The organism is Mycolicibacterium parafortuitum (genome assembly GCF_010725485.1).
Taxonomy (GTDB): Bacteria; Actinomycetota; Actinomycetes; order Mycobacteriales; family Mycobacteriaceae; genus Mycobacterium.
In genome coordinates this window covers 2,333,511-2,358,726 of sequence record NZ_AP022598.1, presented here as the reverse complement: position 1 = coordinate 2,358,726, position 25,216 = coordinate 2,333,511, and the positions used below count along the sequence as shown (strand labels likewise).

General features: G+C 68.1%; 22 protein-coding genes. 6 read left to right on the top strand and 16 right to left on the bottom strand.

Annotated features, from left to right (window positions below; translation table 11 throughout):
- Nucleotides 1–33 precede the first annotated feature (33 nt).
- Complete coding sequence (locus NTM_RS11195; RefSeq protein ID WP_163766324.1) at nt 34–1,233, top strand: acyl-CoA dehydrogenase family protein; 1,200 nt, start codon at nt 34–36, stop codon at nt 1,231–1,233.
- A gap of 77 nt (nt 1,234–1,310) precedes the next feature.
- On the opposite strand, the gene NTM_RS11190 is transcribed toward NTM_RS11195, so the two are convergent.
- Together NTM_RS11190 and NTM_RS11185 are read right to left on the bottom strand one after the other, a co-directional pair.
- Nucleotides 1,311–2,612 (bottom strand): histidine phosphatase family protein, encoded by a 1,302-nt coding sequence (locus tag NTM_RS11190; protein WP_163766323.1) that lies wholly within the window; start codon nt 2,610–2,612, stop codon nt 1,311–1,313.
- A 215-nt stretch (nt 2,613–2,827) separates the two neighbouring features.
- Nucleotides 2,828–3,724, bottom strand: a complete 897-nt coding sequence (locus NTM_RS11185; RefSeq protein WP_163766322.1) for an alpha/beta hydrolase — start codon at nt 3,722–3,724, stop codon at nt 2,828–2,830.
- 162 nt (nt 3,725–3,886) lie between these two features.
- On the opposite strand from NTM_RS11185, the gene NTM_RS11180 reads away from it, so the two are divergent.
- On the top strand, nt 3,887–5,971 hold the full coding sequence (locus NTM_RS11180; protein WP_163766321.1) for an acetate--CoA ligase family protein: 2,085 nt from the start codon (nt 3,887–3,889) through the stop codon (nt 5,969–5,971).
- Nucleotides 5,972–6,050: 79 nt separating this feature from the next.
- Here the strand turns inward: NTM_RS11180 and NTM_RS11175 are convergent, their stop codons facing one another.
- Entirely contained in the window at nt 6,051–7,898 is a 1,848-nt protein-coding gene (locus NTM_RS11175) for an acyl-CoA dehydrogenase (RefSeq protein ID WP_104862389.1), read from the bottom strand.
- Between the two features lie 332 nt (nt 7,899–8,230).
- Here NTM_RS11175 and NTM_RS11170 point away from each other — a divergent pair, with 332 nt between their 5' ends.
- Entirely contained in the window at nt 8,231–9,427 is a 1,197-nt protein-coding gene (locus tag NTM_RS11170) for a TetR/AcrR family transcriptional regulator (protein ID WP_435405085.1), read from the top strand.
- A gap of 26 nt (nt 9,428–9,453) precedes the next feature.
- Here NTM_RS11170 and NTM_RS11165 read toward each other — a convergent pair whose 3' ends face one another.
- The 10 genes from NTM_RS11165 to NTM_RS11120 form a co-directional block, all read right to left on the bottom strand.
- Nucleotides 9,454–9,858 (bottom strand): hypothetical protein, encoded by a 405-nt coding sequence (locus NTM_RS11165; RefSeq protein WP_104862391.1) that lies wholly within the window; start codon nt 9,856–9,858, stop codon nt 9,454–9,456.
- A 1-nt stretch (nt 9,859) separates the two neighbouring features.
- The gene (locus NTM_RS11160) at nt 9,860–10,927 is read right to left on the bottom strand and encodes a phosphotransferase family protein (RefSeq protein ID WP_179963919.1); all 1,068 of its coding nucleotides are present in this window, start codon (nt 10,925–10,927) and stop codon (nt 9,860–9,862) included.
- 19 nt (nt 10,928–10,946) lie between these two features.
- Complete coding sequence (locus NTM_RS11155) at nt 10,947–11,723, bottom strand: SDR family NAD(P)-dependent oxidoreductase (RefSeq protein WP_104862392.1); 777 nt, start codon at nt 11,721–11,723, stop codon at nt 10,947–10,949.
- Nucleotides 11,723–12,862 carry an acyl-CoA dehydrogenase family protein gene (locus NTM_RS11150; protein WP_104862393.1) on the bottom strand — a complete coding sequence of 380 codons (1,140 nt, stop codon included), beginning with the start codon at nt 12,860–12,862 and terminating at the stop codon, nt 11,723–11,725. Before NTM_RS11150 ends, NTM_RS11155 begins: the two co-directional genes overlap by 1 nt.
- A complete protein-coding gene (locus NTM_RS11145; protein WP_104862394.1) occupies nt 12,855–14,402 on the bottom strand; it encodes an AMP-binding protein in 1,548 nt (515 codons plus the stop codon). The genes NTM_RS11150 and NTM_RS11145 overlap by 8 nt, the downstream gene beginning before the upstream one ends.
- 8 nt (nt 14,403–14,410) lie before the next feature.
- Nucleotides 14,411–15,406, bottom strand: coding sequence for a DUF7064 domain-containing protein (locus NTM_RS11140; protein ID WP_104862395.1), 996 nt, complete (start codon nt 15,404–15,406; stop codon nt 14,411–14,413).
- 19 nt (nt 15,407–15,425) lie between these two features.
- Nucleotides 15,426–16,280: an enoyl-CoA hydratase-related protein gene (locus NTM_RS11135; protein WP_104862396.1), complete on the bottom strand. Its 855-nt coding sequence runs from the start codon at nt 16,278–16,280 to the stop codon at nt 15,426–15,428.
- A gap of 11 nt (nt 16,281–16,291) precedes the next feature.
- Nucleotides 16,292–17,119: an SDR family NAD(P)-dependent oxidoreductase gene (locus NTM_RS11130; protein WP_104862397.1), complete on the bottom strand. Its 828-nt coding sequence runs from the start codon at nt 17,117–17,119 to the stop codon at nt 16,292–16,294.
- Nucleotides 17,120–17,266: 147 nt separating this feature from the next.
- Nucleotides 17,267–18,127 carry an ABC transporter substrate-binding protein gene (locus NTM_RS11125; protein WP_104862398.1) on the bottom strand — a complete coding sequence of 287 codons (861 nt, stop codon included), beginning with the start codon at nt 18,125–18,127 and terminating at the stop codon, nt 17,267–17,269.
- A gap of 275 nt (nt 18,128–18,402) precedes the next feature.
- A complete protein-coding gene (locus NTM_RS11120) occupies nt 18,403–19,284 on the bottom strand; it encodes an aminodeoxychorismate lyase (protein ID WP_163766320.1) in 882 nt (293 codons plus the stop codon).
- A 51-nt stretch (nt 19,285–19,335) separates the two neighbouring features.
- On the opposite strand from NTM_RS11120, the gene ygfZ reads away from it, so the two are divergent.
- The gene (gene ygfZ / locus NTM_RS11115) at nt 19,336–20,454 is read left to right on the top strand and encodes a CAF17-like 4Fe-4S cluster assembly/insertion protein YgfZ (protein WP_232079685.1); all 1,119 of its coding nucleotides are present in this window, start codon (nt 19,336–19,338) and stop codon (nt 20,452–20,454) included.
- A 150-nt stretch (nt 20,455–20,604) separates the two neighbouring features.
- Nucleotides 20,605–20,790, top strand: a complete 186-nt coding sequence (locus NTM_RS11110; RefSeq protein WP_083141816.1) for a DUF3073 domain-containing protein — start codon at nt 20,605–20,607, stop codon at nt 20,788–20,790.
- A 63-nt stretch (nt 20,791–20,853) separates the two neighbouring features.
- On the opposite strand, the gene purM is transcribed toward NTM_RS11110, so the two are convergent.
- A complete protein-coding gene (gene purM / locus NTM_RS11105; protein ID WP_104862818.1) occupies nt 20,854–21,945 on the bottom strand; it encodes a phosphoribosylformylglycinamidine cyclo-ligase in 1,092 nt (363 codons plus the stop codon).
- Between the two features lie 137 nt (nt 21,946–22,082).
- Here purM and NTM_RS11100 point away from each other — a divergent pair, with 137 nt between their 5' ends.
- Nucleotides 22,083–23,057: an NAD(P)H-binding protein gene (locus NTM_RS11100; RefSeq protein WP_104862401.1), complete on the top strand. Its 975-nt coding sequence runs from the start codon at nt 22,083–22,085 to the stop codon at nt 23,055–23,057.
- A 7-nt stretch (nt 23,058–23,064) separates the two neighbouring features.
- Here the strand turns inward: NTM_RS11100 and purF are convergent, their stop codons facing one another.
- Both purF and NTM_RS11090 read right to left on the bottom strand, forming a co-directional pair.
- Nucleotides 23,065–24,597, bottom strand: a complete 1,533-nt coding sequence (gene purF / locus NTM_RS11095) for an amidophosphoribosyltransferase (RefSeq protein ID WP_104862402.1) — start codon at nt 24,595–24,597, stop codon at nt 23,065–23,067.
- A 163-nt stretch (nt 24,598–24,760) separates the two neighbouring features.
- On the bottom strand, nt 24,761–25,150 hold the full coding sequence (locus NTM_RS11090; protein ID WP_104862403.1) for a sterol carrier family protein: 390 nt from the start codon (nt 25,148–25,150) through the stop codon (nt 24,761–24,763).
- Between the last annotated feature and the right edge of the window lie 66 nt (nt 25,151–25,216).

Sequence of the window (25,216 nt, the reverse complement as noted above, 5' to 3'; positions counted from 1 at the left end):
GTAGTGGTCGAACCCCTGTAGAAAGGCCTGGACATGACGGAAATGCTGACCCGCGAGCCCGATACCGGCACCCGGTTGAGCGACTACCTGCAACGGGTTCGCGCCATCACCCCGTTGATCCGGGCCGAGGCCGAGGGCATGGAGCGGGCACAGACGCTGAGCGACGCCGTCCGCGATGCGCTCACCGAGCAGGATCTGCACCGCATGCTGGTGCCGACCGAACTGGGTGGCGGCGGCCTGTTGCCCAGCGAGGGCCTGCGGGTCTACGAGGAGATGGCCAAGGCCGACGCGTCGACCGCATGGGCGTTCATGGCGACCTCCTGGTCGACCGCCGAGGTGCTCGGGTACATCAAGCCTGAGGTGGCCAAGGACCTCATGAGCCGGGACGAGGACTTCCGCGTCGCCGGGCAGCTGCTCCCCCGCTACCCGGCCACACAGGTCGAGGGCGGGCTGATCGTCGAGGGCAACTTCAACTTCGCCAGCGGATCCGACCACGCCACCTGGATCGGTGCCGGGGTGTTCGTCGCCGACGAGGACGGCAACGCGATCCTCGGCGAGGACGGCCAGCCGCAGCCCCGGGTGGCCATGTTCCCCAAGTCCGAGGTCGATCTGAAGCAGAACTGGGATGTCTGGGGTCTCGGCGCCACCGGCAGCCACGACTACCGGGTCGACAAGAAGTTCGCGCCCGACGAGCACACCATCGTCACCTTCGGCGGCACGCCGTACCGCTCGGAGACGATCTACAAGCTGTCCAACGAGTTCGTCGGCCCGCTGCCCCACGTGCCCGTGGTCCTCGGAATCGCCACCCGCGCCCTGGAACTGCTTGCCGCAGTGGCCGTCAAGAAGTTCCGGCCCAACTACGGAGGCCCGATCGGCGAGGCGGACATCTTCAAGATCGAGTTCGCCCGGATGGAGGCGCTGCTGCACGCCGTCCGGCTCGCGTTCTACGACCTGGTCGAATCCGCGGAAGCCACCGTCGAGGAAGGTCACACCCGCACCGCCGAACAGATGGCCCGGATGCGTCAGCAGCTGGCCTGGAGCCACGAGGCCATGGACAGCATCGTCGGCTTCGCTCACCGGTGGAGCGGTAGCCAGAGCATCAGCCGCACAAGCACCTTGGGTCGCTACGTGCGCGACATGCAGGTGGCCACCCAGCATCTCCTGGTGGATCCGAAGTTCCTGGCCGACGCCGCGACCGACCTGCTCCCGATCTACGCTGCAGCCGGAGCCTGATCCCGGTTCCTGAAGACTGAAAGGCGCCCAATCACCGAGGTGATTGGGCGCCTTCGTCATTCAGCCGCGGTTACGGCTCAGCTGTCGCTGGAGACCGTGTCCCGGGCGGAGTCCGCAGCTGACTCTGCGGTGTCCGACTTCTCGTCCGACTCGGTACCGTACTTCTCGTTCGACTCGGTACCGGACTCTTCGGCTGAGATGTCGCTCTCGGCTTCGGTTTCGGCGGCCTCGTCGGCTTCGCGCGACGACTCATCGCGGTCGTCGGCAGCAGCGCTGTCCACGACGTCCTCGATCTCGGACGACGAATCGTCTGAGACCGTCGGCCGGCGCTGGTCGTCTCTGGCCGACGAATCGCGCTTGCGCGACGCCTTGTCGGCGACGGGTTCCTCGTTGTCGGTGACCGGGGCCGCCGCTGTCGCACCGGCGGGCTGAACTCCGGCCGTCGATGTCGTTGCGGTGACCGCAGTCTGGGACGTGGCCGTCGGGCGGGCCTTGCCGATGCGCTCGATGAGCTCCGCACGCACGGCGCGCTGGTACTTGATCATCGAGAACTTCGCCTCGCTGATGCCCTGGTTCAGCGCGGTGGCAATGGTCGCCGGATCTTTCGAGGCGAACGCGGCACGGATCGACTGCGACACCGCTTTGAGCTGCTGCCGCAACGTCCGCTGGTGCAGTTTGATCTCCGCGCCGAAGGTGCGCTGCTGACTGAACTCGCGCCCGTCCCAACTGATCAGCGTCCAGCCGTCCTCGGCATTCCCCTCGATCACGACGTCCGCGGTGTTACGCAGCGAAGCCCTCAGCAGTTCCATCTTCTGGGCCGCGGTCAGGTTCTCGACGTTCATGAACGTCCAGAACATCATGGCGGCGCCATGGGAGAACACGACGGCATTGCGGTCTCCGCTGTCGTAGATCTCCTTCAACGCCCCCTTCATCCTGGCGTCGAACTCGTGGCCGTCGATCGAGCCCGGGATGCGCGCGTCGAGGTTGCCCTGCAGCCCCCACGCGAGCGGCGCCAGCATGTATCCGCTGGACGCCTCGCTCTCGGGCGTCCCCTCGTAGATGCCGGCCTCGATCTCCTGCAGACCCGGCAGCACGACGATGGGCAGCCCCAGATACCGCGACATCGGCGCCGCCGTCAGCTGGGTCCGGACCATCGACGACGCATAGACGCCGTCGAAATTCTTGTCACCGAGCCGGCCGGCGACGGCTTCGGCCTGCTGATAGCCGAGCTCGCTGAGCACCGGTCCCGGTGTCGACGAATCGATACTGCCCGAGGCGTTTCCGAGCGACTGACCATGACGCACGAACGTCACCCGCATCAGCTCGGCCGCCGCCGCAGGAACCGCAGTTCCTGCCAGCAGCGCACAGGCCGTCAGCATCGAAGCCAGATAGCGCCACAGCCGGGATCTGTGTCCCGGTCTCCGATCCGACAGTGTTGCTCTCATTCCATCTTTTCCTTTCGTCGTTGAACAGGAGGAGGTTCGGGGGCATCCGTATTCGGGCAGCACGAATCGACCCGGTGGCTGCCCGCAGGCAACCAGGGCAAGGTCAGGCCGGCGCTGACCCGTGACAGCGCTGCCCGGACGGTGGTGGCTTACAGGCCGAGAGGCTTACGGACGAACAGGCCGATCTCGTCCGCGGCCTGAAGCCCCTCGGGCAGGATCGACGAGAACAGCGGCCACACGTGGACCATGTCGTCGTACAGAGAGACCGCCGCGGCGCCGCCGGCGGCCGACATCGACTGTGCCGCACGGCGGGAGTCGTCGAGCAGTACCTCGGCGGATCCGACGAGGAACAATGACGGCGGAAGACCGCCGAGATCGGCGAAGACCGGTGACGCGAGGGGGTCACGCGGGTCATGGCCCTGCAGGTACGCCTCTTTGAGATTGGCGATCGAACCGCGGGACACCGCCACGTCCTTGCCGTCGTAGAGGTCGACGCTTCCGCCGCTGGCGGTGAAATCCAGCAGAGGTGAGATGAGGACCGCCGATGTCGGAAGCGGCACACCTTTATCGCGCAGGACCGTCAGCGCCGCCAGGGTCAGGCCGCCGCCCGCGGAGTCACCGCCGACCGCGACGTCGGCGGCACCGTAGGTCGACACCAGGTCCTCGAGTGCCGCGACACCGTCGTCGACGGCGGCGGGAAACATGTTCTCCGGTGCGCGCCGGTAATCCGGCAGGACGACCGTCACACCGGACGTGCGGGAGAGTGCGTGACCGAGTTCCTGGAACCCCCGGGCACTGCCGAGCACGTATCCCCCGCCGTGGAACCAGACGAGCACCTTGTCCCGGGTCGCCCCGGCAGCCGTCACGAACAGAACGGGAACCCCACCGGCGACTCCCTCGACGGGTTCGACGTCGGCGGGAAGCGCGAACTGGAGCAGCAGGTCGTCGTAGGCCGCCCGCAGTTGCTCCACGGTCGCCGTCGCCGGGTCGGGGAACCCGTTGACGTACATGTCCTCGACCTTCGCCAACGCCTCGGTTCTCGCCATTGATCCTCCGAAGTTGCTCGCCGTCCGGCACCCGATCTCGCCGGTTCAAAGGATGCTACATAGTCGCTGCTAACTTTAAATAGCTTTTGCTGGTTATTCCGCTAGTTTCACGGATGAACTAACATAATCAGTGTTCACAGATCGTAATTGAAGGACAGACCCATGACCCTCGCCGCCAGCGCTCTCGACCGGCTCCTGAATCCCAAGACGATCGCTGTCGTGGGGTTGAGCGACAAGTCACCGGTGGCCGAGTTCATCGCTCCGACGCTGCACAGTGACGCCGAAGTGCACTTCGTCCATCCCACCGCCGAGACGGTCCTGGGGGTCAAGCCCCACCGGTCGATCGGCGACATCGCGGGCCCGATCGACGCGGTGCTCTCGGTGATGTCGGCGGAGCGGACGGTGGCACTGGCCGAGGAGTGCGCGGACCTCGATTGCGGCGGGCTGGTCGTCTACGCGGCGGGCTTCTCCGAACTCGGCGCCGAGGGTGCCGAGTACCAGCGGCGCCTGGTCGACGCCGCGGCGCGCGGCGGCATGGCGGTCATCGGCCCCAACAGCCTGGGTTACATCAGCATGCCCCGCAGTCTGCACCTGACCGCGTCGGCCGACTACCACCCCGCACCCGGTGGCATTTCCATCGTGTCCCACAGCGGCGCAATGATCGGCGGCATCGCGATCGCCGCCCGCCAGCGCACCGGGGTCGGGATCTCGCGGCTCATCTCGGCAGGCAACGAGGCCACCACCGACATTGCCGATTTTCTGGATTTCCTTGCCACGGATCCGGATACCTCCGCCATCGGACTCGTCGTCGAGGGCATCCGGCGTCCGAAGGAATTCTTCGAGGCCGCCCGCCGCTGCCTCGACGCGGGCAAGCCGATCGTCGCGGTGAAACTGGCCCGGAATGCCCGCACCCAGCAGATGGCGGCTTCACACACCGGCGCCCTGGCCGGAAGCGCGTGGGCCTACGACGTCTCCTTCGAGCACGCCGGCATTCAGCTTGCCTACGACCTGGAGGAACTGGTCGACCGGCTCGCATTGGTGAGCCAGCTCGACCCCGAGCTGTGGAATCCGCTGCAGCGCATCGGTGTTGTGGCAGGCACCGGCGGCTTCGCGTCCCTGGCGTTCGACGTCGCAGAAGCCGAGGGTCTGACGTTGCCCCCGCTGGACAGCCTCACCGATTGGGTCACCGCGACCATTCCTGGCATCACGGTACCGAATCCGTTGGACACCACCGGTTTCGGGGCAACATTCTGGACCGGGATCGTCGACCGGTATGTCGGATCCGACGAGCTCGACGCTGTGATGTTCGTGAACATGTGGAGCGACTCTGCGCTGTACCGGCGGCTGATCGACGATGTCGCGGCCGCGGCACGGCGGTACCGGAAACCGGTCGCGATCGCCGCCGGCGCAGGCGCGGTGGGAGACTTCGCCACCGAGGTGATCGGAGACGACGGGGTCGCCGCCCTCGGCTATGGGATCCGCGGTACCCTGCGTGGCCTGCACACGCTGGGAACGTTCGTCCGGGCCCGTCAGGCAGCTCGTGACGCGGTCGAAGCACCGGCCCCGGTGGCGTGCCCGGCGACTCCGATCACCGACACGGGCAACGGCAGCAGGTTCCTGCCGTTCCGCGACATCATGGCGCTGCTGCAGGACTTCGGTATTCCCATCGCTTCCTATGCCATCATCGGCGGGGACGACGCCGTCGACGCTCCGTCCTTCGCCGCGCCGTATGCGGTCAAGCTCGCCGATGTCGCGCACCGAACCGAATTGGGCGCGGTGGCACTGAACGTCAGCACCTCCGAGCTGACCGATGCGGTGGCCCGGATGCGCGCCATCGCCTCCGAGCACGGCGTCTCCCCCACCGTGGCGGTGCAACCGATGACCGCATCCCGCGGCGAGCTGCTGATCGGCATCGACGGTCGCAGCGAACTCGGCCCGATGGTGATGCTCGGGCTCGGCGGAATCTTCGTCGAAGTCCTGCAGCGCATCGGCGGCCGGCCCGCACCGCTGAGCAAGGCCGACGCCGAGTCCCTCATCGAGGAGTTCCGCGACCTGCACCTGTTGCACGGATTCCGCGGGTCGGAGCCGTGGCATCTCGAGCAACTCGCCGAGACGCTGGTCGGCTTCGGCAATCTCGCTGCGGCCGGCCATGACTGGATCGAGTCGCTGGACGTGAACCCGCTTCTGGTGACCGCCGACGGACTGGTGGCCGTCGACGCCCTCTGCATCGTCAGGGACGGCGCCTAGTCCCCGAACATCATCGAAACGAGAACGCCGCAGCCGGTATCACCGGCTGCGGCGTTCTCGTCGTGTGGCTCGTGACAGCTCAGAACGCGCCTTCGTCGAGGTCCATGACGAAGTTGTCCACCGTCAGCGCCGCCGCACGCTGGGCAGCGACACCCGGCAGCACCTCACGGGCGAAGAACCTTGCCGCGGTGATCTTTCCGCGATAGAACGCGACATCGGCAGCGCTCGGATTCTGCGCCAACGCGGTTTCGGCGATACGAGCGCTGCGCAACAGCAGCCAAGCCACCACCACGTCCCCGAGGACGTATAGCAACCGTGTGGCGTTCAGACCCACCCGGTACACCGCGGTGGCGTCGTCCTTGGTGGCGGCGAGATCGCCGGTCATCTTCGCGACGATCTGTTCGACATCCGAGACGGCGCCGGCGAGCAGCGCACGTTCGGCGGCGACGTCCCCGGCCGGATCCGGCGAGCCGGCGAAAGCGGCGATCTCGCCGAGCACGTGGGTGAGTGCGCGGCCCTTGTCCCGAACCACCTTGCGGAAGAACAGGTCCTGCGCCTGGATGGCGGTGGTGCCCTCGTAGACGGTGTCGATCTTGGCGTCGCGGACGTACTGCTCGATGGGATAGTCACGCAGATAGCCCGAGCCACCCAGGGTCTGCAGCGATTCGGTCCCCAGGATCACCCAGGACCGTTCCGACCCGTAGCCCTTCACGATCGGGAGGAGTAGATCGTTCACCGATTCGGCCAGGCTCGCGTCCTGTCCGGCCGTCATCGCGATCGCGATCTCGTCCTGCCATGCCGCGGTGTAGAGGATCAGTGAACGCATCCCCTCGGCGTACGCCTTCTGCGTGAGCAGCGACCGGCGGACGTCCGGGTGATGGGTGATCGTCACGCGCGGCGCCGACTTGTCCGCCGAACGTGCCAGGTCCGCACCCTGTACGCGCTGCTTGGCGTACTCCAGCGCGTTGAGGTAACCGCTCGACAGTGTCGCGATGGCCTTGGAGCCCACCATCATCCGGGCATCCTCGATGACATCGAACATCTGGGCGATACCATCGTGCACCTCGCCCAGCAGCCAGCCGCGCGCGGGGGTCTCCTCGCCGAGGGCCATCTCGCACGTGGTCGAGACGTTCATGCCCATCTTCTTCTCGATGTTGGTGGCATACACGCCGTTTCGCTCGCCGGTGAGCGCACCGGTCTCGAGGTCGAAGTGGTTCTTCGGCACCAGGAAGAGACTCAATCCCTTGGTCCCGGGTCCCCCGACGCCGTCCACGCCCACCGGGCGGGCCAGCACGAGATGCAGGATGTTGTCGGCCAGGTCGTGTTCGCCCGCGGTGATGAACCGCTTGACGCCGTGGATGTTCCAGGTGCCGTCGGGATTGGCCACAGCGCGCGTCCGTCCCGCACCGACATCCGAACCCGCATCCGGTTCCGTCAGGAGCATCGTGGCACCCCAGCGGTTGTCGACGGCGATCTGGGCGATCCGCTTGTCACGCTCGGTGCCGTGCCGGTAGATCACCCGGGCCGCCGTCGGGATGCCGACATAGGTCCACAACGCGGGGTTGGCGCCCTGGACGAACTCCGCCAGTGCCCAGTTCAGGGAACTCGGCGTGCTGCTTCCCCCCAGTTCCGGAAGAACCCGCAGCAGCCACCACTCGGCGTCCATCCAGGTCTTGTACGCCGCGGCGAACGCAGGCGTCACCGTGACGGTCTTCGCCGACGCGTCGTACACCGGAGGGTTGCGATCCGCCTCCTCGAAGGACTCCGCAAGGTCCTCGCGGGACAACCGCTCCACCTCGCGCAGAATGAACTTCGCGGTGTCGAGATCCAGTTCGGTGTACGGCGCTTCCCCGAGAACGCGGTCGCGTCCGAGGAGCTCGAACAGGTTGAACTCGATGTCACGAAGATTGCTCTTGTAATGGCTCATGGCGACGTCCCTCACGCGTGTGGTCGACCCGGTTGCGGCCGGAAACGATCGCTGAACGATCCCCCGACTCGGGCCGGGGGACGCTGAACAGCGGGATCAGTGAACCATAACTCCAGCATGTGTTACCGGTCAACACACTATAAGCTGCATCGATGATGGTGATAGTGAATAGGTAATATGCACATCGCGCACGGGGGAGCGCGGCCGTCCGCCGTTGTGTCGGAGCGGCGATCCGCCCGCCGCGCGGATGCGAGACTGAATGCATGGCCCGACCGGTGGGAAGAAACGAGATGCCGCAACCGACAGCAGCGCGTGTGGAGACAGTGCGGGCTGTGCTTCGCAAGTCGGCGCGCGGCAACCATCGCACCGAGCAGGTCGCCCGCGCCGCAGCAGACCTGTTCCAGGAGTTCGGATATCAGAACGTCAGCATCGATCGCATCGGTGCAGCCGTCGGACTGACAGGCCCGGCGGTGTACCGGCACTTCAAGGGCAAGCACGAGATCTTGGTGCATGCGTTGATGAGTCAGGTCCGCCTCGTCGAAGAGCTGAGCACCGTCGTCGCCGACGAGGGAACCACGCCCGAAGAGCACCTGCAACTGCTGCTCGCCGGGTTCGGGGAACTCACGGTCAACGGCAACGAAGCGACCCTGTGGCGACGCGAGCAGCGGCACCTGGAGCCCTCGGAACGCGACGTGTTCCGCGGCCATTTCGCCAACACCTACGAACGCATCGCGGTGCGGATCCTGGCCGTCAAGCCCGAACTCGGCCGCCGGCGGGCTGACCTCCTCGGCTTCGCCGTGCTGGCGATGTTTTCCAACACCCCCGACATCCGGGGCACCCTGGCCGCCGACAGGCTGCAGGAGATCCAGACCGCGGTGGCGTGGGCCCTCATCGAGTGCGAGCTGCCCGAGACCGATCCCGAGGCCACCGCACCGGCGACTTCGGTGCATCGTCAACCCGCGGGACGGCGGGAGCGCATCATCGACGCCGCGGCGCGCCTGTTCAACGAGCAGGGCTTCTACAACGTGCACATCGACGACATCGCCCGCGAGTCAGGGATGTCGACGGCCACGCTGTACCAGCATGTGACGGGCAAGACCGAGGTGCTGCGCGCCGTCCTCGAACGGGGCGCCGAAGGGCTGCTCTATGTCACCGCGGATGCGCTGGCCTACGCGACCACTCCGCAACAGACCCTCGACGCCCTGATCGAGACCTACATCCGGCAGGCGGTAGGACCCTACGGCCGCATCATGCAGATCCTTGCCGCCGACCTGCTGTACCTGCCCGAGGAGGAGCAGCAGGCGCTACGCGGTGCGCAACGCGAGTACATGGCCGAATGGGTGGAGGCGATCGAGGAACTGTCCGGCGGATTCTCCAAGGCCGACGCCCGCGCACTCACCCAGGCCGCCATCGGCGTCGTCACTGACGTCACCCAGGACCCGCAGCTGCGTCAGCGTCCCCAACTTGCCGAGGAACTCACCGCTTTGGTGCGCGCCATGGTCCTGCCACCCGGCCTCAAGCCCGCTTGACCGCGCAGGCCGTCTGAACGCGGCGGTCAGCCCGGCAGTCCGGGTAGCAGACCCCGGGAGATCTCGACACGGATGTCGGCTGCGCTGAACTGCGCGACCGCGCTGACGAGGGACGGGTCGGCGCCCTCGGCGTAGGCCCCCGCGAGCTTCTCGGCGATGGCGCGACGATCAGCAGCAAGCGCGTCGATGCCGTCGCCGGCCGCCGTCGACTCCGCGCCGACGGCTGCGGCGAGATCCCGGGTGCGCGACACCGATTCCGACACACCGGCGCCGTCCCAGGACAGTCGCGGGCTGAGGTTGTCGAGCATCTCGATCACCGCGTGCAGCTCACCACGCGCGGATTCGGTGGCGACCGCCGGCAGCACCTGCTCGACCAGGGCCGCCCTGATCGTCTGGTGCACCTTGTCCAGATCCAGTGTGTACACCGTCATTTCACGCTCCCCATTCTCCGTCGCGCAGCATCTGGTCGAGCCATCCCAGGCTGTAGTACACGCTGTGGGCCATATTCGCGTAACGCAGTTCGGGACGGTCGCCCCGCTCGTAGATCGCCACTGCCTGCAGGCATCCGATGGCGCTCTTGGCCAGCGACTGTACCGCCCACCACGTCACGGCCTGCGGCGCCGGGCGCCAGCCCGCCGCCTCGGCGTACTCGTCGAGGAAGTCGTCGACCGCCAGAACCTTGCACGCCAGCGGCGAGCGGCCCCTGGAGGTGCGCTGGAAGAACCAAGCGAGATCCGCGACGGGATCGCTGAAATGTGCTGTCTCCCAGTCGAGGATCCCGACCAGACTGCCGTCGTCCGGTGCCACCACGAGGTTTCCCACCCGGAAGTCGTTGTGCACCAGCGACACCCGACCCGAGACGTGATCGGCTCTGTGGTCCAGCCAGGCCAGCGCCAGATCCAGGATCGGAATGCGTACCGTGGCGACCTCTTCGTAGGTCCGCCGCCACAGCCCGTTCTCGACGCGCCCGGTGTCAGCCGCCGCCGGCGGCGGACCCAGCTCGGGCAACGTCAGGGCGTCCGGAGCCGCGGCATGCAGGGTTGCCATCTCGCGGGCCACCCGCCGTCCCAGTGCAGCCCGGTGGCCGGGATCGGGAATCATCCGGGTCACGCTGTGCGGCATCGGAACGACGCCGAGAAGGCGCTCCATCACGAAGAACCCGCGGTTGCCCGGCTCACCGACCCGGTACGCGACGACGCCGGGAACCGGCAGTCCGAGTCCGTGCGCCGCGCGCAGCAGCGCAACTTCGCGCGCCACGTCGTAACTGCCCACGATCCCGCTCAGCGGTTCACGTTTGACGGCCAGGGATGCGGTCTGGTCGCCCCACGCCGCGGTGACCAGATAGGTCTCCCACGAATTGCCCTCGCCGCGCTGGTCGACGTCGACCAGTTGCACGGTGTGCCCGTCGGCGAGCTGGGTGCCGAGAACCTCGGCCAACTCGGTGAGGAACGCCGACGTGCCGTCGCCCGTCGCCGTCCCCTCCGTCACTGTCACCGTCATGATGCTCTTCCTCCCGCGCTCAGACGACGCTGACCGGCCGGCCACCGCCGTCGACGGTGATCCGCTGCCCTGTCACGTATTCGGCATCGGCCGACACCAGGAACGCGACCGCGCCCGCGACGTCGGCCGGGGTGCAGACCCGGCCGAACGGGTAGCCGACGGCGATGTCCTCGATCGACCCGCCGCCGGTTGCCGCCCGGACCAGCCGGCGTCCCATCTCGGTCTCCACCAGCCCGGGAGCCACGATGTTCGCGCGGATGTTGTGGGCCCGCTCCTCCTGGGCGAGCGTGCGCACGCACATCTCCATCGCGGCCTTGGCCATCGTGTAGGGCGCCGAGAGCGCGGGCGCTTCACCGACGGTGCTGCTGGAGATCATCACCAGGTCACCGCGACCCGCAGCACGCATGTCGGGCAGCACCCGCTGCACCAGATGAATCGGGCCCAGCGCATGCACCCGTAACAGCGACAGGTAGTCCGCCGCCGGGGTGTCCCCCACGGTCTGGCCCTTGCTCGCGGTGCCGGCGTTGCTCACCACGATGTCGACCGGGCCGAGCTCGCGCCGGACGGCGTCGACCATCGCGTCCACCGCGGCTTCGTCGTCGATGGCCGCTCCGTAGGCCTTCGCCCGGCCGCCCGCGGCGACGATCTGCGCCACCACCTCGGCGGCGGCCTCGGCGTCGCGCCGGTAGTTCACCGCGACAGCCGCTCCGTCGGCGGCAAGGCGCAGCGCGATTCCGCGGCCCACCCCCCGGGAGCTGCCCGTCACCACTGCCACACGTCCGTTCAACCTGGACATCAACCCACCACCGCTCGTCCGACGAGATCCTTCATGACCTCGTTCGCTCCGCCATAGATCCGCTGGATGCGCGCATCGCGCCACATCCGGGCGATCGGATACTCCTCCATGTAGCCGTAGCCACCGAACAGCTGCAGCACCCTGTCGAGGACCTCCCACTGCAGTTCGGTCGCCTTGTACTTCGCGCCGGCCGCCTCGACTGCGGTCAGCTCGCCGTCATTGAGCGCCAGCACGCAGCGGTCGGTGTACTCCTGCAGCACCGCGATGTCGGTGTGCATCTCGGCGATCTGCATCCGCACCGACTGCAACTGGGTCAGCGGGCCGCCGAACGCGTTACGCGCACGGGCGTGTTCGAGGCCGAGCTCCAACGCATGCCGGGCCGACGCCACCGCGGCGACGGCGATCGAGAGCCGTTCCCGGGGCAGGTTCGCGATGGCACTACCAAAGCCTCGGCCAGGCTCACCGACGATGTTGGACGCCGGAACCCGGCAATCGGTGAAAAACAACTCTGCGGTGTCCTGCGCCTTGCGGCCGATCTTGTGCATCGGGCGGCCCCGTTCGAAGCCGGGCGTGCCGTTCTCGACGGCGACGAAGGTGGTGCCGCGACCGTCGCGTTCTCCGGTGCGCACCAACACGATCGCCAGATCGCAGGTCGCGCCGCTGGTGATGAATGTCTTCTGCCCGTTGAGCACCAGATGGTCGCCGTCGCGGCGGGCGCTGGTCTTGATGGCCGCCAGGTCGGATCCCGCGCCCGGCTCGGTCAGTCCGAGGGCAGTGACACACTCGCCCCGGGTGAACGCGGGCAGCCAGCGGTCACGCTGCGCGGGGGTGGTCAGGTCACGCAGGTAGGGCACGATGATGTCGTTCTGCATCGAGAACAGGTCACCCGCCATGCCCGAAGCAACGACCTCCTCGGTCATCACCGCGTTGTAGCGGAAGTCCTCGATCCCCAGCCCGCCGTGCTCGGGGCCGAATTCGAAGCCTAGGAACCCGTTTTCGCCCGCGGCCCGGATGAACTCGCGGTCGACGGTCCCGTTGAGCTCCCACGCGTCGACATGCGGCACCGCCGCATGATCGATGAACGCCCGGAAGGCCTTCCGGAACGCCTCGTGCTCCTCGGTGTACAACGTTCTACGCACCCGCCATGTCCTTCCAGTACTGATCTCGCAGTTGCCGCTTGTAGAGCTTCCCGGTGGGCAGCCGGGGCATCTCGTCGATGAAGTCGAACGATCGCGGCCGTTTGAACCGGGCCAGGTGCTCGGCGCAGAACTCGCCCAGACGCTGTGCCAGCTCGGGTGTTCCGCCGTGCGGGTCGAGCGGCTGGATGACCGCTTTGACCGCCTCGCCCATGTCTTCGTCGGGGACTCCGAACACCGCGGCGTCCATGACCTCGGGATGGGTGATGAGAAGGTTCTCGATCTCCTGCGGATAGATGTTCACACCACCGGAGATGATGACGAACGCCTGCCGGTCGGTCAGGAACAGGTACCCGTCGGAATTGAGGTAGCCGATGTCCCCGATCTTGGACATGGTTCCACTGGGATCCTGCGCCTCGGCGGTCTTCTCGGGGTCGTTGAGGTATTCGAACGAGCTGTTGCCGCCGCGGAACCAGATGGTGCCGGGAACGCCGGGGGGTAGGTCGTTGCCGTCGTCGTCACGGATCACGATCTCGCCGAAGAAGGCCTTGCCCACCGTCCCGGGGTTGGCCAGCCATTCCTGTGGTGTACATCCACAGGTGCCGTTGGCCTCGGTGCCGCCGTAGTACTCGTAGATCACCGGGCCCCACCAATCCAGCATGTCCTGCTTGACCTGCCGCGGGCACGGTGCGGCTCCGTGCACCACGGCCTCCAGCGACGAGTAGTCGTACCTGTCGCGAATCTCGCTGGGCAGCTTGAGCACCCGGGAGAACATGGTCGGGACCACCATGGTGTGGGTGACGCGGAACTCCTCGATCAGGGCCAGGAAGCCCTCGGTGTCGAAGCGTTCCATCACGATGATGGTGGCGCCCAGCCGCAGTCCGATCGAGATGCTGGACTGTGGGCCGGAGTGGTAGAGCGGCGCGGTCGACAGGAACGTCATGCCCTCGCACATCCGGAACAGCCGCCGGCCCATCGCCTCGATCCCGAGCTGCTCGTCCGGCGCCACGTCGGGCAGCTGCCGCTTGACGGCCTTCGGCCGTCCCGTGGTGCCCGACGAGTAGAACATCGGGGTGCCGAGCCGCTCGTGCTCGACCGGGGTCGACGGATGCCGTTCGATGACGGCTTCGAAGCTCGCGAACGGCGCGGGCGGCACATCCGTTCCGATGGTCAGCCAGTGCTCGACCGTCGGGCAGCAATCCGGGAATCCCTGGGCGACTTCGAGTTTCGCCTCCGTCGTGACCAGAAGCCTCGCCCCGCAGTCGTCCACGATGTAGGCGGCTTCCTCGACGGACAGGAACGAGTTGATCGGGGTGTAGTAGAGCCCGCACCGCTCGGCCGCAGACATCGTCACAATCATGTCGAGGTGGTTCTCGGTGAAGATCGCGATGTGGTCGGTCCGGCCCAGGCCGATCGAGCGGAAGTAGTTGGCGACGCGGTTGGCCCGCTCGTCCAACTGACGGTAGGTCAGGCTGTCACGGCTGCCGGCCATGATCACCGCGAGCCGGTCGGGGTGTTCGCCGACGTGAGGACCGGGATACATCGACGGGGCTACTTGGCGCCAGATGCGAGGGGTCGCAGGAACTCTGCGATCCCCCACCCGCCATGACCACCGGCGTACCGGACAGACATCTGACCCATCCGCGCGGCGCGGTCGGCCGTGCGCTGGGTGACCGGCACGAAGTGGTTGATGGTGCCGTCCAGCACCAGCGTCGGCAGCCCGTCGGCGGTGATGACCGCGGTGTTGCGGCCTGAGTATGTCGCCTCGCCCGCATAGTCGGTGTAGACGGTGTAGTCGCGGACCGGGTGGAAGACGCCGTCGGGGGTGATGACCACGCCGCCGGAGACCCGCTCTCCGGTCGGCTCGAACTCCCCGTACGCGGTGATCGCGGTGCCGTCGACGAGCCAGGCCGCCAACCATTCTCCGGTGTAGGACGCCCACTCCCGCGGACCCCAGGAATGGTCGCGGAAGGACGTGGCCCGGTCGATGGTCCACGTCGTCGAGCCGAGACGGACCGAGCCTGAGACGTGGCCGAACTGCTCGTAGTGGTCGGTGGCGATCTGCGAGCTGCCCGGCGTGCAGTCGCCGTCTTCTGCGATCGTGAACAGCGGCACCGACGCCTCGAACGTCAGCGAGATCTCGCACTCGACCGACGGTGAGTTCTTCAGTGCCTGCCTGCCGCGGTCGGCGAGCAGTGACGGTGTGCCGATGAGTGCGACGGTGTTGCGGTAGTTGACTTCCCAGGTTCGGGTCGCGTCAACGGGCTTGATCTCCAGACCCTGGGTGGACCAATCGTCGTTGGTCTCCTTGGGCTGCCGTCCGGCACGCAACGCGATCTTCCCGCCGGGCAGCGTCAACTGCACCGTCGCCTCGGAATAGCCCATGGTGGGCCTGTTTCCGATTCGCATGAGCGCGCTGACCTCGCTGAGCGGGTCGACGAAGTTGACGTAGACACTCTCGTTGTAGTTCGCGATACCCGCTGGGTCATGGGTGAATTCGGCGTCCGTGCCGTATTGACATGCGGTGAACGGTGTTGAGGCGGCCACGTGGTCCTCCGGGTCGGGGTCAGAAGTAGTCGGCGGCGTCGTCGTCGAGCGGTGGGAACACCGCGGGGCGCCGTTCCAGGAACGACACGACACCTTCGTGCACATCGGCGGAGCGCAGTCGGCTCGCGTACACGCGGGATTCGTCCTCGGAGGCCGCGCGGGGCGTCGCATGCCCCCAGCTGCGCCCGAGAAGCCTGCGTGCCAGCGCCACCGACGTCGGTGACGTCTCGGTGACGAACACCCGGGCGTAGGCGATTGCCTCGTCGAGCACGGCATCCGCCGCGACGACGCGGGTCAGCAGCCCTGCCGCATAGGCCTCCGCGGCGTCGAAGACACGTCCCGACAGCACCCAGTCGGTGGCACGGGTCAAGCCCACCAGTCGCGGCAGGAACCACGAGGACGCGCTCTCCGGGACGACACCGCGCCGGGTGAACACGAATCCGAACCGCGAAGTCTCCCCGGCGATCCGGACATCGGTGGCCGCCATGATGGAAGCCCCGCCGCCGACGGCGTCTCCGTTGACAGCCGCGACGACGGGGGTGCGCATGTCGAAGAGCCGCTCGCTCACCCGTCCGCCGGGCTCGCGGTAACCGGTGGGCGTGTGCCCGGCCCGATCCTCTTCGAGGCAGTCGATCAACGTGTTGGGACCGGTGAGTTCGGCCCCGACACAGAAGTGCTTGCCGGCGCCGGTCAGCACTACTGCGCGGACCGCCGGATCGCGGTCGGCAAAGTCGAGTGCCTCCCACAGGTCACGCAACATCCGGTTGCGCAACGCATTTCGGCGCTGCGGCGCATTGAAGCTGATGACCGCGATGCCGTCGTCGAATCGGTAGTCGATCTCCTCGTACGCCGGCGGCTGACGGTGGTCCGGCACCGCTCCTCCGCTCACGCCCCGCCGCTGCAGACCAGCGTCTGCGCGGTGATGTAGCTGGACTCGGGGGCGCACAGCAGGTACACCGCGCCGGCGGCCTCCTCGACCTCGCCGCCACGGCCGAGGGCGATCTGAGAGGTGACGGTCTCGTACACAGCGGGGTTGACGCCGACCTTGATCTCGCGGCCGTCGACGTCGATCGTCTTCTCCTCGGTGGTCACCGTGGTTAGCCGGGTGTTGATCACGCCGTAGGCGATGGCGTTGACGGTGACGTTGTAGCGGCCCCACTCCTTGGCCAGCGTCTTGGTCATACCGAGCAGGCCGGCCTTGGCGGTCGAGTAGTTGACCTGACCCGGGTTGCCCTGCATGCCCGAGATGGACGAGGTGTTGACGATCGCGCGGCGGTTGGCCTTCCCGTTCTCGGCCTTCTCCTTCTTGGCCAGCCCGGAGATGACCGGCTGCGCAGCCCGCAAGATGCGGAACGGCGCGGTCAGGTGCACGTCGATGATGTCGTTCCACTGCTGGTCGGTCATCTTCTGGATGACGTTGTCCCAGGTGTAGCCGGCGTTGTTGACGATGATGTCCAGTCCGCCGAAGTTCTCCACCGCGGTGGCGACGAAACGCTCGGCGAACTCGGGGTCGGTGACGCTGCCGACGCAGGCGACGGCCTGTCCGCCGGCGGCCTCGATCGCGGCGACGGCTTCCCTGGCGGGCTCGGCGTCTAGATCGTTGACGACCACGCGGGCGCCCTCGGCGGCCAGCTTCTCAGCGACCGCACGTCCGATACCCCGTCCCGATCCGGAGATCAGTGCCACCTTGCCGTCAAGCTTGCCTGCGCCCACGTCGGCGTCCTCTCATGTCGATCATCACAATGTGAAGTGAAGATTAACTTCAATGAGAGGCAGGGTCAACTACGCGTTTTACTGGGCTTATGACGCATTGGTGAATGGAAAATATGGACGACAGGCCTGTTCAGGGCGAGCTGGCCGTCAGCCTTGAGCCAGCACCGCGACAGATCCGGTGTCCCTGAGCCAGCGGTTCTGCAGCTTGACCAACGTGCCGTCGGCGCGCAGCGAGTCCACCGCCCAGGACACGCACCGGGTCAGCGGACTGTCGCGCGCCAACACGATGCCGAACTGCTCGACCTCCCCACCGGCGGACGGTAGTTGGCCCAGCAGGACGCCGTCGCGCAGGTCGCCGGCAACGGCGAGCGCCGTCGGCAAATCCAGGACGATCGCGTCGATCTGCCGGCCGAGCAGCGCCATCTTGGCATCGATGAGGGTGTGGTAGGTCTGCACCGACCCAGATCCGATCAGGTCAGACGCGGCAGTGTGTCCGGTGCTGCCGACCTGCGTCCCCAGCGTGAGCCGGCTTAGCCCGGAGATGGTGGTGACCCCTGCGGCACGGGAGTCGCGCACGGTCACCACCGCCTGTGTGACGTCGAAGTACGGGCTGGAGAAGTCCACTGCCGCGCGCCGCTGTTCGGTGATGGAGAACTGGGAGAGGTTCACGTCGAAGGCCTTCGGCCCGGGTGCAAGGGCCGTGTTGAACGGCACCCGCACCCATCGCACGTCGTCGCCGCCGTACTGCAGTTCGGCGGCGACGGCGTAAGCGAGCGCGGACTCGAATCCCTCGCCGTTGGCCGGGTCGTCACCCTTGTACCAGGGCGGATACACCGGTTGGTCGGCGCCGAAGGTCAGGATCCCGGGGTAGAGCGTGCCGAGTGCGTCCTTGCGGCACTTCGTCGCGTCCAGTGTCGGCGCGGTGCCGGCCGTCGGCGCGCAGGCCGAGACGGTGACGACGGCGACCGCGCAGGCCAGCGCCCATCCCCCGGCCCAGGACGTATGCATAGCGGCATCATCGCAGAATCCGCCCGATGTGCACGGCCCGAAACATGGAGCGGCCCCCGAGCCGTTGTTCCTGGTCGGACAAGACCAGGAGGCTCGGGGGCCGGGTGACTGCGGGGAATTCGCCAGCGCGCACAGGTGCGACAAGCGCTCTCCCGGCGCTGCTAGCTCGCAGCCACCTCACATGTCCATAAGTCAATCAATTTGTCGGACCACCTCCTTCCCTGTGTACCCGCGACCGTACTCCCGCTTCGACAGGCCGACAACCGATTTAGCGGTCAGCGATCGCAGATGATCGCGGCGTCGACCAACGCCGAAATGTCGTCGGCCAGGGGTGCGGCCGCGAGCGGTTTGCCGTCCAGGGTGTGCACCCGGGCCGCGAGCGTGATGCTGGAGACCAGCCAAACCCCTTGTGCGGCAAAGAGGTCAGCAGGGGTGAGGGCCTGGTAGTCGCAGTCGTAGCCCTTGTTGCGGGCCACTTCGAACAGCGCCTGCTGGGTGGTGCCGCGCAGGATCGGATACCACGGTGGCGGCGTCAGCAGGCAGGTTCGGCCCTCGGGTGTCGGGGTCGCGATCACCACGGTCGAGCGTGGACCCTCCAGGATGTGACCGTCGGTGCTGACGAAGATGACGTCGCCGGCGCCGTGGCGTTCGGCGTGCCGCAGCGCGGCCATGTTGACGGCGTAGGACAGCGTCTTGGCGCCGGCCAGCAGCCACGGCATCGCGTCGATACCGTCGGCGGCCAGGCCGCGTTCCAGGGTCAGCGCCGCCAGCCCGTCACGGCGTACGGCGTGCACCCGGGCGGGCACCGCCCCGACCGTGGCGTAGGCGGTCGGCGCGGACCCGTGTTCACGGCCCCGCGAATACACCAGCCGCAGCACACCCTCGTTCCCGCCGCCGGCCGACCACGCCTCGACCGCGACGTCGACCGCGGCGCGCCACCGCGCGGTGTCGGGGGCGGGAAGGTCGACCAGCTGCGCGGAGTGCGCCAGCCGGCCCAGGTGCGCGTCCAGCAGGCACGGCCGACCCTGGCGGATCAGCAGGGTCTCGAAGATCCCGTCGCCGCGCACGGCTGCGAGATCGTCGGCGTGCAACAGCGGAACCTGCGGGTCGTGCAGTTGCCCGTCGAGGGTGACGACGACGCCCGGATGCTCGGCCATGGGGCCTCAGCGTAGCCGCGGCCGCCGGTGCCGGACTCGTAGAGTTGATCCATGGCTTCCCAGATGTCGAAAGCAGCGGCAGCGGTCCCCGCCCCCGAGGACGGGCCCGACGCCGGCGCCGTCTGGCACTACGGGGATCCGCTCGGCGAACAGCGCGCCGCGGCCACCGGCGCGGTCGTCGTCGACCGGTCGCACCGGGCGGTGCTGACGCTGACCGGCGGCGAGCGCAAGTCGTGGCTGCACACCATCTCCAGCCAGCACGTCAGCGAACTCGCCGACGGCCTCGTCGTCGAGAACCTGAGCCTCGACGGGCAGGGCCGTGTCGAAGATCACTGGCTGCAGACCGAACTCGACGGCCGCACCGTGATCGACACCGAGCCGTGGCGTGGTGAACCGCTGCTGGCGTTCCTGCGCAAGATGATCTTCTGGGCCGACGTCGCGGTCGAGCCCGCCGACCTCGGCGTGCTCTCGCTGCTCGGCCCCGCGCTCGCCGAGCCCGCGCTGCTGGCGGCCCTGGGGGTGGCGGAGCTTCCAGCGGAGGGCGCCGCGGTCGAGGTGGACGGCGGGTTCGTGCGTCGGCTACCCGGCGCCGGCCTGGAGGTCGACCTGGTCGTGCCGCGCGAGCGTCTCGCCGACCGGTTCAGCGCTCTGGTGGCGGCGGGCGCACGCCCGGCCGGGGTGTGGGCCTACGAGGCCCACCGCGTCGCCACGCAGCGCCCACGCCTCGGCGTGGATACCGACGAGCGGACCATCCCGCACGAGGTCGGCTGGATCGGCGGGCCCGGCGTCGGCGCGGTCCACCTGGACAAGGGGTGCTACCGCGGGCAGGAGACCGTCGCGCGGGTGCACAATCTCGGCAAGCCGCCGCGGATGCTGGTCCAGTTACACCTCGACGGAGACGGCGACCGGCCGTCACCCGGAGATCCTGTGCTCGCCGGTGGCCGGGTGGTCGGGCGGCTCGGCACGGTGGTGGACCACATCGACGAAGGGGTGATCGCGTTGGCGCTGGTCAAGCGCGGAATTCCGGTCGACACCGCGTTGACGACGGGCGGCGACGTCCAGGTCGCCGCGTCGATCGACCCGGATTCGCTGCCGCCGGCCGACGCTGTCGGGGCGGGCCGGTTGGCGGTCGAGCGACTGCGCTCGGGTGGGGGCGGGGCGCCACGTTGACCCTCGCTTTGTCCCAGGAGGCGCGCTCCCACAGGGCCTGCCAGCAGCACGGCCCGCGGCACGGTAAGCTGACCGCAGGACAATAAACACACTCAGATCGGAGCCGCCTAGAAATTAGGCCGCTCCGTTATTGCGCGAGGGGGTTCCCCCATGGGCCGCGGCCGGGCAAAGGCAAAGCAGACCAAGGTTGCACGTGAGCTGAAGTACAGCTCACCGCAGACCGACTTCGAGCGGCTTCAGCGCGAGCTGTCGAACGCTTCCGACGACGACCACCGAAACGGCAGTGATGCGCCCTTCGACGATGGTTGGGTCGACGAGGACGACTGGCGGCGCTGAGGCTGTTTCCTCCCGGGTGTGATCTACACCCGGGAGCGCCCTTCACGCCCGGCTCCTCGGACCTCAGAACCGCGGGTGCTGTCCCACGAGCACAGCTCGTGAGCCGTCCTTGCTCCCCTTTTCGATGGTCCCTAGAGTCCAGCAATCCAGGTGACGTGCGGTCAGCACGGCCAGCGCGCGATCGGTGTCCTCCGGCGCGACGACGGCCACCATGCCGACCCCCATGTTGAAGGTCTTCTCCATCTCGGCGCGCTCGATGCGGCCCCGCTGGGCGATCATCCCGAACACCGGGGCGGGCGTCCACGTGCCGCGATCGAGTTCGGCGACCAGGCCGTGCGGGATGACGCGGTCCAGGTTTGCGGCCAGTCCGCCGCCGGTGACGTGGCAGAAGGTGCGCACCTGGGTCTCGGCGACCAGCGCCAGGCAGTCCTTGGCGTAGATGCGGGTCGGCTCGAGCAGTTCCTCGCCGAGGGTGCGGCCGAACTCCTCCACGTGACCGGCCAGGTTCATGTGGTCGATCTCCAGCAGCACGTGGCGGGCCAGCGAGTAGCCGTTGGAGTGCAGCCCCGTGGAGGCCATCGCGATCACGACGTCGCCCGGCCTCACCCGGTCGGGACCCAGCACGTCGTCGGCTTCCACGACACCGATCCCGGTCGCCGAGATGTCGTAGTGGTCGGGAGCCATCAGCCCGGGATGTTCGGCCGTCTCACCGCCGAGCAGCGCACAGCCGGCCTGCACGCACCCGTCGGCGATACCGGACACCAACTCGGCGACCCGTTCGGGGACGGTGCGCCCGACGGCGATGTAGTCCTGAAGGAACAGCGGCTCGGCCCCACACACGACGAGGTCGTCGACGACCATCGCGACAAGGTCGATCCCGACGGTGTCGTGCTTGTCCATCGCCTGCGCGATGGCCAGTTTGGTGCCGACACCGTCGGTGGACGAGGCCAGCAGCGGCTCGCGGTAGCCGCTGCGGAGGGCGAACAGCCCGGCGAAGCCGCCGAGGCCACCCCTCACCTCGGGCCTGGTCGCCTTCTTGGCCAGTGGCTTGAAGAGTTCGACGGCGCGGTCACCGGCCTCGATGTCCACGCCTGCCGACGCATAGGAAATGCCGTGTTGTTCGGCGCGCTCGCTTTGTTCGAACCCTTTAGTCATCGGGTGCAAGGTTACCCGCGCATTCCCGCCGAATTGCTGCCAGTGCCGGTTGTCGCCGACCGGCATGCCGCCCGCGGTGCCCGTCCCCGGCACTGGTCGGGGGTTTGCGTGGCCCCGGAAGTGGTCATCCCGCGGCCATGCCTGACGAGGATGTCCGAACCCTGGTGACGGGTGCCACCGGTTATATCGGCGGTCGGTTGGTTCCCGAGTTGCTCGGCCGGGGCGCCCGCGTGCGGGCGATGGCGCGCACCCCCGCCAAGCTGGACAGGGCCCCGTGGCGCGACCAGGTCGAGGTGGTGCGCGGTGATCTCACCGACGCCGACTCGCTGACCTCGGCTTTCGACGGCATGGACGTCGTCTACTACCTGGTGCATTCGATGGGCACCTCGCGTGACTTCGTCGAGGAGGAGCGCCGGTCGGCGCGCAACGTCGTGGAAGCCGCCAAGAAGGCCGGTGTCCGCAGGATCGTGTACCTCAGCGGTCTGCATCCCGAAGGCACCGCGCTGTCGCGCCATCTCGGGTCCCGCGTCGAGGTCGGCGAGATCCTGCTGGAGTCCGGCATCGAGACCGTCGTGCTGCAGGCCGGCATCGTGATCGGGTCCGGATCGGCATCGTTCGAGATGGTCCGTCACCTGACCGACCGGCTGCCGGTGATGACCACGCCGAAGTGGGTGCACAACAAGATCCAGCCGATCGCGATCGGCGATGTCCTGCACTATCTGGCCGAGGCGGCCACCGCGGAGTTCGGCGAATCGCGCACCTGGGACGTCGGCGGGCCGGACGTGATGGAGTACGGCGACGCGATGCAGGGCTACGCGCAGGTGGCGGGGTTGCGGCGCCGGCTGATGGTGGTGCTGCCGTTCCTGACCCCGACGATCGCGAGCTGGTGGGTGGGTCTGGTCACGCCGATCCCGTCCGGGCTGGCGCGGCCGCTGGTCGAATCCCTGGAGTGCGATGCGATCTGCCACGAGCACGACATCGACGCGGTGATCCCGCCCCCCGACGGCGGCCTGACCGGATACCTCGATGCGGTGCGCAACGAGTTGCGTGCGGAGGGACGCGCCGCGGACCGGAAGCGTCAGCTGCTGCGGTTCAGTCCCACGACGCAGTGATCACCCGTCAGGGCCTGCGCAGCGCGGAGGCGTTGTCGTTCTCGACGGTCACCGGGATGCCGGTGCGCGCGGCCGTCGCGAGCATGTGCTCGATGACGTTCTTGCCCAGCGCGGTCTCCCCCGGCAGTTCGATCGGGTAGTCGCCGTCGAAGCAGGCCGAGCACAGCCGCGTCGGGGGCTGCTCGGTGGCGGCGATCATGCCTTCGCGGCTGATGTAGCCGAGGGTGTCGGCCCCGATCGCGCGCCGCACGCCTTCGAGCACCTCGTGCTCGTCGGCGCTGTTGCTCGCCGCGTTGGCGATCAGTTCGGCGGGTGTGGCGAAGTCGATGCCGTAAAAGCACGGCCATTTCACGGGCGGCGACGCGATCCGCACGTGTACCTCGACCGCTCCGGCCTCGCGCAACATCCGGACCAGGGCACGTTGGGTGTTGCCGCGCACGATGGAGTCGTCGACGACGATCAGCCGCTTACCGCGGATGACCTCTTTGAGCGGGTTGAGCTTGAGCCGGATACCGAGCTGACGGATCGTCTGGGACGGCTGGATGAAGGTGCGCCCGACGTAGGCGTTCTTCATCAGGCCCTGCCCGAACGGGATGCCGGACTCCTGCGCGTACCCCACGGCCGCGGGCGTGCCGGATTCGGGGACACCGATCACCAGGTCGGCGTCGACCGGCTTCTCGCGGGCCAGCCGGCGGCCGATGTCGACCCGGGTGGCGTGCACCGAGCGGCCGACGATCGTGCTGTCGGGGCGGGCGAGGTAGACGTACTCGAAGACGCAGCCTTTGGGCGTCGGGTTGGCGAAGCGGGTGGATCGGACACCGTCGGCGTCGATGGCCAACAGCTCGCCGGGTTCGATGTCGCGGACGAATGAGGCACCGACGATGTCGAGCGCCGCGGTTTCCGACGCGACCACCCAGCCGCGGTCCAGCCGGCCCAGCGACAACGGGCGCACACCGTACGGGTCGCGCGCCGCGTACAGGGTGTTCTCGTCCATGAAGGTCAGGCAGAACGCGCCGCGCACCGTCGGCAGAAGTTTCAGGGCGGCCTGTTCCAGCGACGAATCGGCGGCGCCGTGGGCGAGCAGCGCGCCCAGGATGTCGGAGTCGGTGGTGGCCGCGGTGGCGCCGTGGTCGCTCATCAGGCCCTCGTCGCGGGCGAGCGCGGCCAGTTCTGCGGTGTTGACCAGGTTGCCGTTGTGCCCGAGCGCGACACCGGTGCCCGCCGCGGTGTTACGGAAGACCGGTTGGGCGTTCTCCCAGGTGGTGGAGCCCGTGGTCGAGTAGCGGCAGTGCCCGACGGCGACGTGGCCGTGCATCGCGGCCAGCGTCTGTTCGTCGAACACCTGGCTGACCAGACCGAGGTCTTTGAAAACCAGCACCTGGGATCCGTCGGCGACGGCGATGCCCGCGGCTTCCTGCCCTCTGTGCTGCAACGCATACAGGCCGTAGTAAGTGAGCTTCGCCACCTCCTCGCCCGGTGCCCATACGCCGAATACTCCGCACTCTTCCTTGGGCTCGTTATCGAGCTGTTCGGCGGTCACAATCAGGCTGCTCCCTGGGGGCTGGGGGTGACGCGGCCCAGTCTACGGTCTGATTCCGCCGAAACGGGAATCGAGGACCGTCGTTTCGCCGACGGGTGAACATCACCGCCCGCACACACTCCGGCATGGGTCACGAAAGCCGTTGGCAGTCGGGCGAAACCGATCAGCTCAGCGGGACCAGCGGCAGCGCCGCGGCGATCTCGCGGGCCCGTGATCCGGACAGCTGCAGCGCCCCGGCGGCGGCCGCGTCGTCGACGGAGAGCAGCCCGGTGGCCAGCAGCAGCCAGGTCCGCGGGTCGGTCTCGACGACGTTGGGCGGATTGCCCCGGGTGTGTGCCGGTCCGGCGATGCACTGCACCGCGACGAACGGCGGGACGCGGACCTCGACCGAGGAACCGGGCGCGACCGCTGCCAGCGTGCGGGCGGTCGCACGCACCGCCTCGGCCAGCTGCGGTCGCGGCGGCGCGGCGACGGTGTCATCGCGTAACCAGTCGGCGACCGCGGTCACGGCGGCGCGCGTGGTTGCCGGATCGGGGGGACGACGGGCGGCCATGCCACCAGGTTCTCAGAGCGGCGTTCCCAGGGCGGCGGCACACCGGCAAGCCCGCACGCGGGTGGG

Coding starts and splice junctions, on each gene's coding strand:
- NTM_RS11195 (WP_163766324.1), top strand. CDS start 34: ATGACGGAAATGCTGACCCGCGAGCCCGATACCGGCACCCGGTTGAGC.
- NTM_RS11190 (WP_163766323.1), bottom strand. CDS start 2,612: ATGCTGACGGCCTGTGCGCTGCTGGCAGGAACTGCGGTTCCTGCGGCG.
- NTM_RS11185 (WP_163766322.1), bottom strand. CDS start 3,724: ATGGCGAGAACCGAGGCGTTGGCGAAGGTCGAGGACATGTACGTCAAC.
- NTM_RS11180 (WP_163766321.1), top strand. CDS start 3,887: ATGACCCTCGCCGCCAGCGCTCTCGACCGGCTCCTGAATCCCAAGACG.
- NTM_RS11175 (WP_104862389.1), bottom strand. CDS start 7,898: ATGAGCCATTACAAGAGCAATCTTCGTGACATCGAGTTCAACCTGTTC.
- NTM_RS11165 (WP_104862391.1), bottom strand. CDS start 9,858: ATGACGGTGTACACACTGGATCTGGACAAGGTGCACCAGACGATCAGG.
- NTM_RS11160 (WP_179963919.1), bottom strand. CDS start 10,927: ATGACGGTGACAGTGACGGAGGGGACGGCGACGGGCGACGGCACGTCG.
- NTM_RS11155 (WP_104862392.1), bottom strand. CDS start 11,723: ATGTCCAGGTTGAACGGACGTGTGGCAGTGGTGACGGGCAGCTCCCGG.
- NTM_RS11145 (WP_104862394.1), bottom strand. CDS start 14,402: ATGTATCCCGGTCCTCACGTCGGCGAACACCCCGACCGGCTCGCGGTG.
- NTM_RS11125 (WP_104862398.1), bottom strand. CDS start 18,127: ATGCATACGTCCTGGGCCGGGGGATGGGCGCTGGCCTGCGCGGTCGCC.
- NTM_RS11120 (WP_163766320.1), bottom strand. CDS start 19,284: ATGGCCGAGCATCCGGGCGTCGTCGTCACCCTCGACGGGCAACTGCAC.
- ygfZ (WP_232079685.1), top strand. CDS start 19,336: ATGGCTTCCCAGATGTCGAAAGCAGCGGCAGCGGTCCCCGCCCCCGAG.
- NTM_RS11110 (WP_083141816.1), top strand. CDS start 20,605: ATGGGCCGCGGCCGGGCAAAGGCAAAGCAGACCAAGGTTGCACGTGAG.
- purM (WP_104862818.1), bottom strand. CDS start 21,945: ATGACTAAAGGGTTCGAACAAAGCGAGCGCGCCGAACAACACGGCATT.
- NTM_RS11100 (WP_104862401.1), top strand. CDS start 22,083: ATGCCTGACGAGGATGTCCGAACCCTGGTGACGGGTGCCACCGGTTAT.
- NTM_RS11090 (WP_104862403.1), bottom strand. CDS start 25,150: ATGGCCGCCCGTCGTCCCCCCGATCCGGCAACCACGCGCGCCGCCGTG.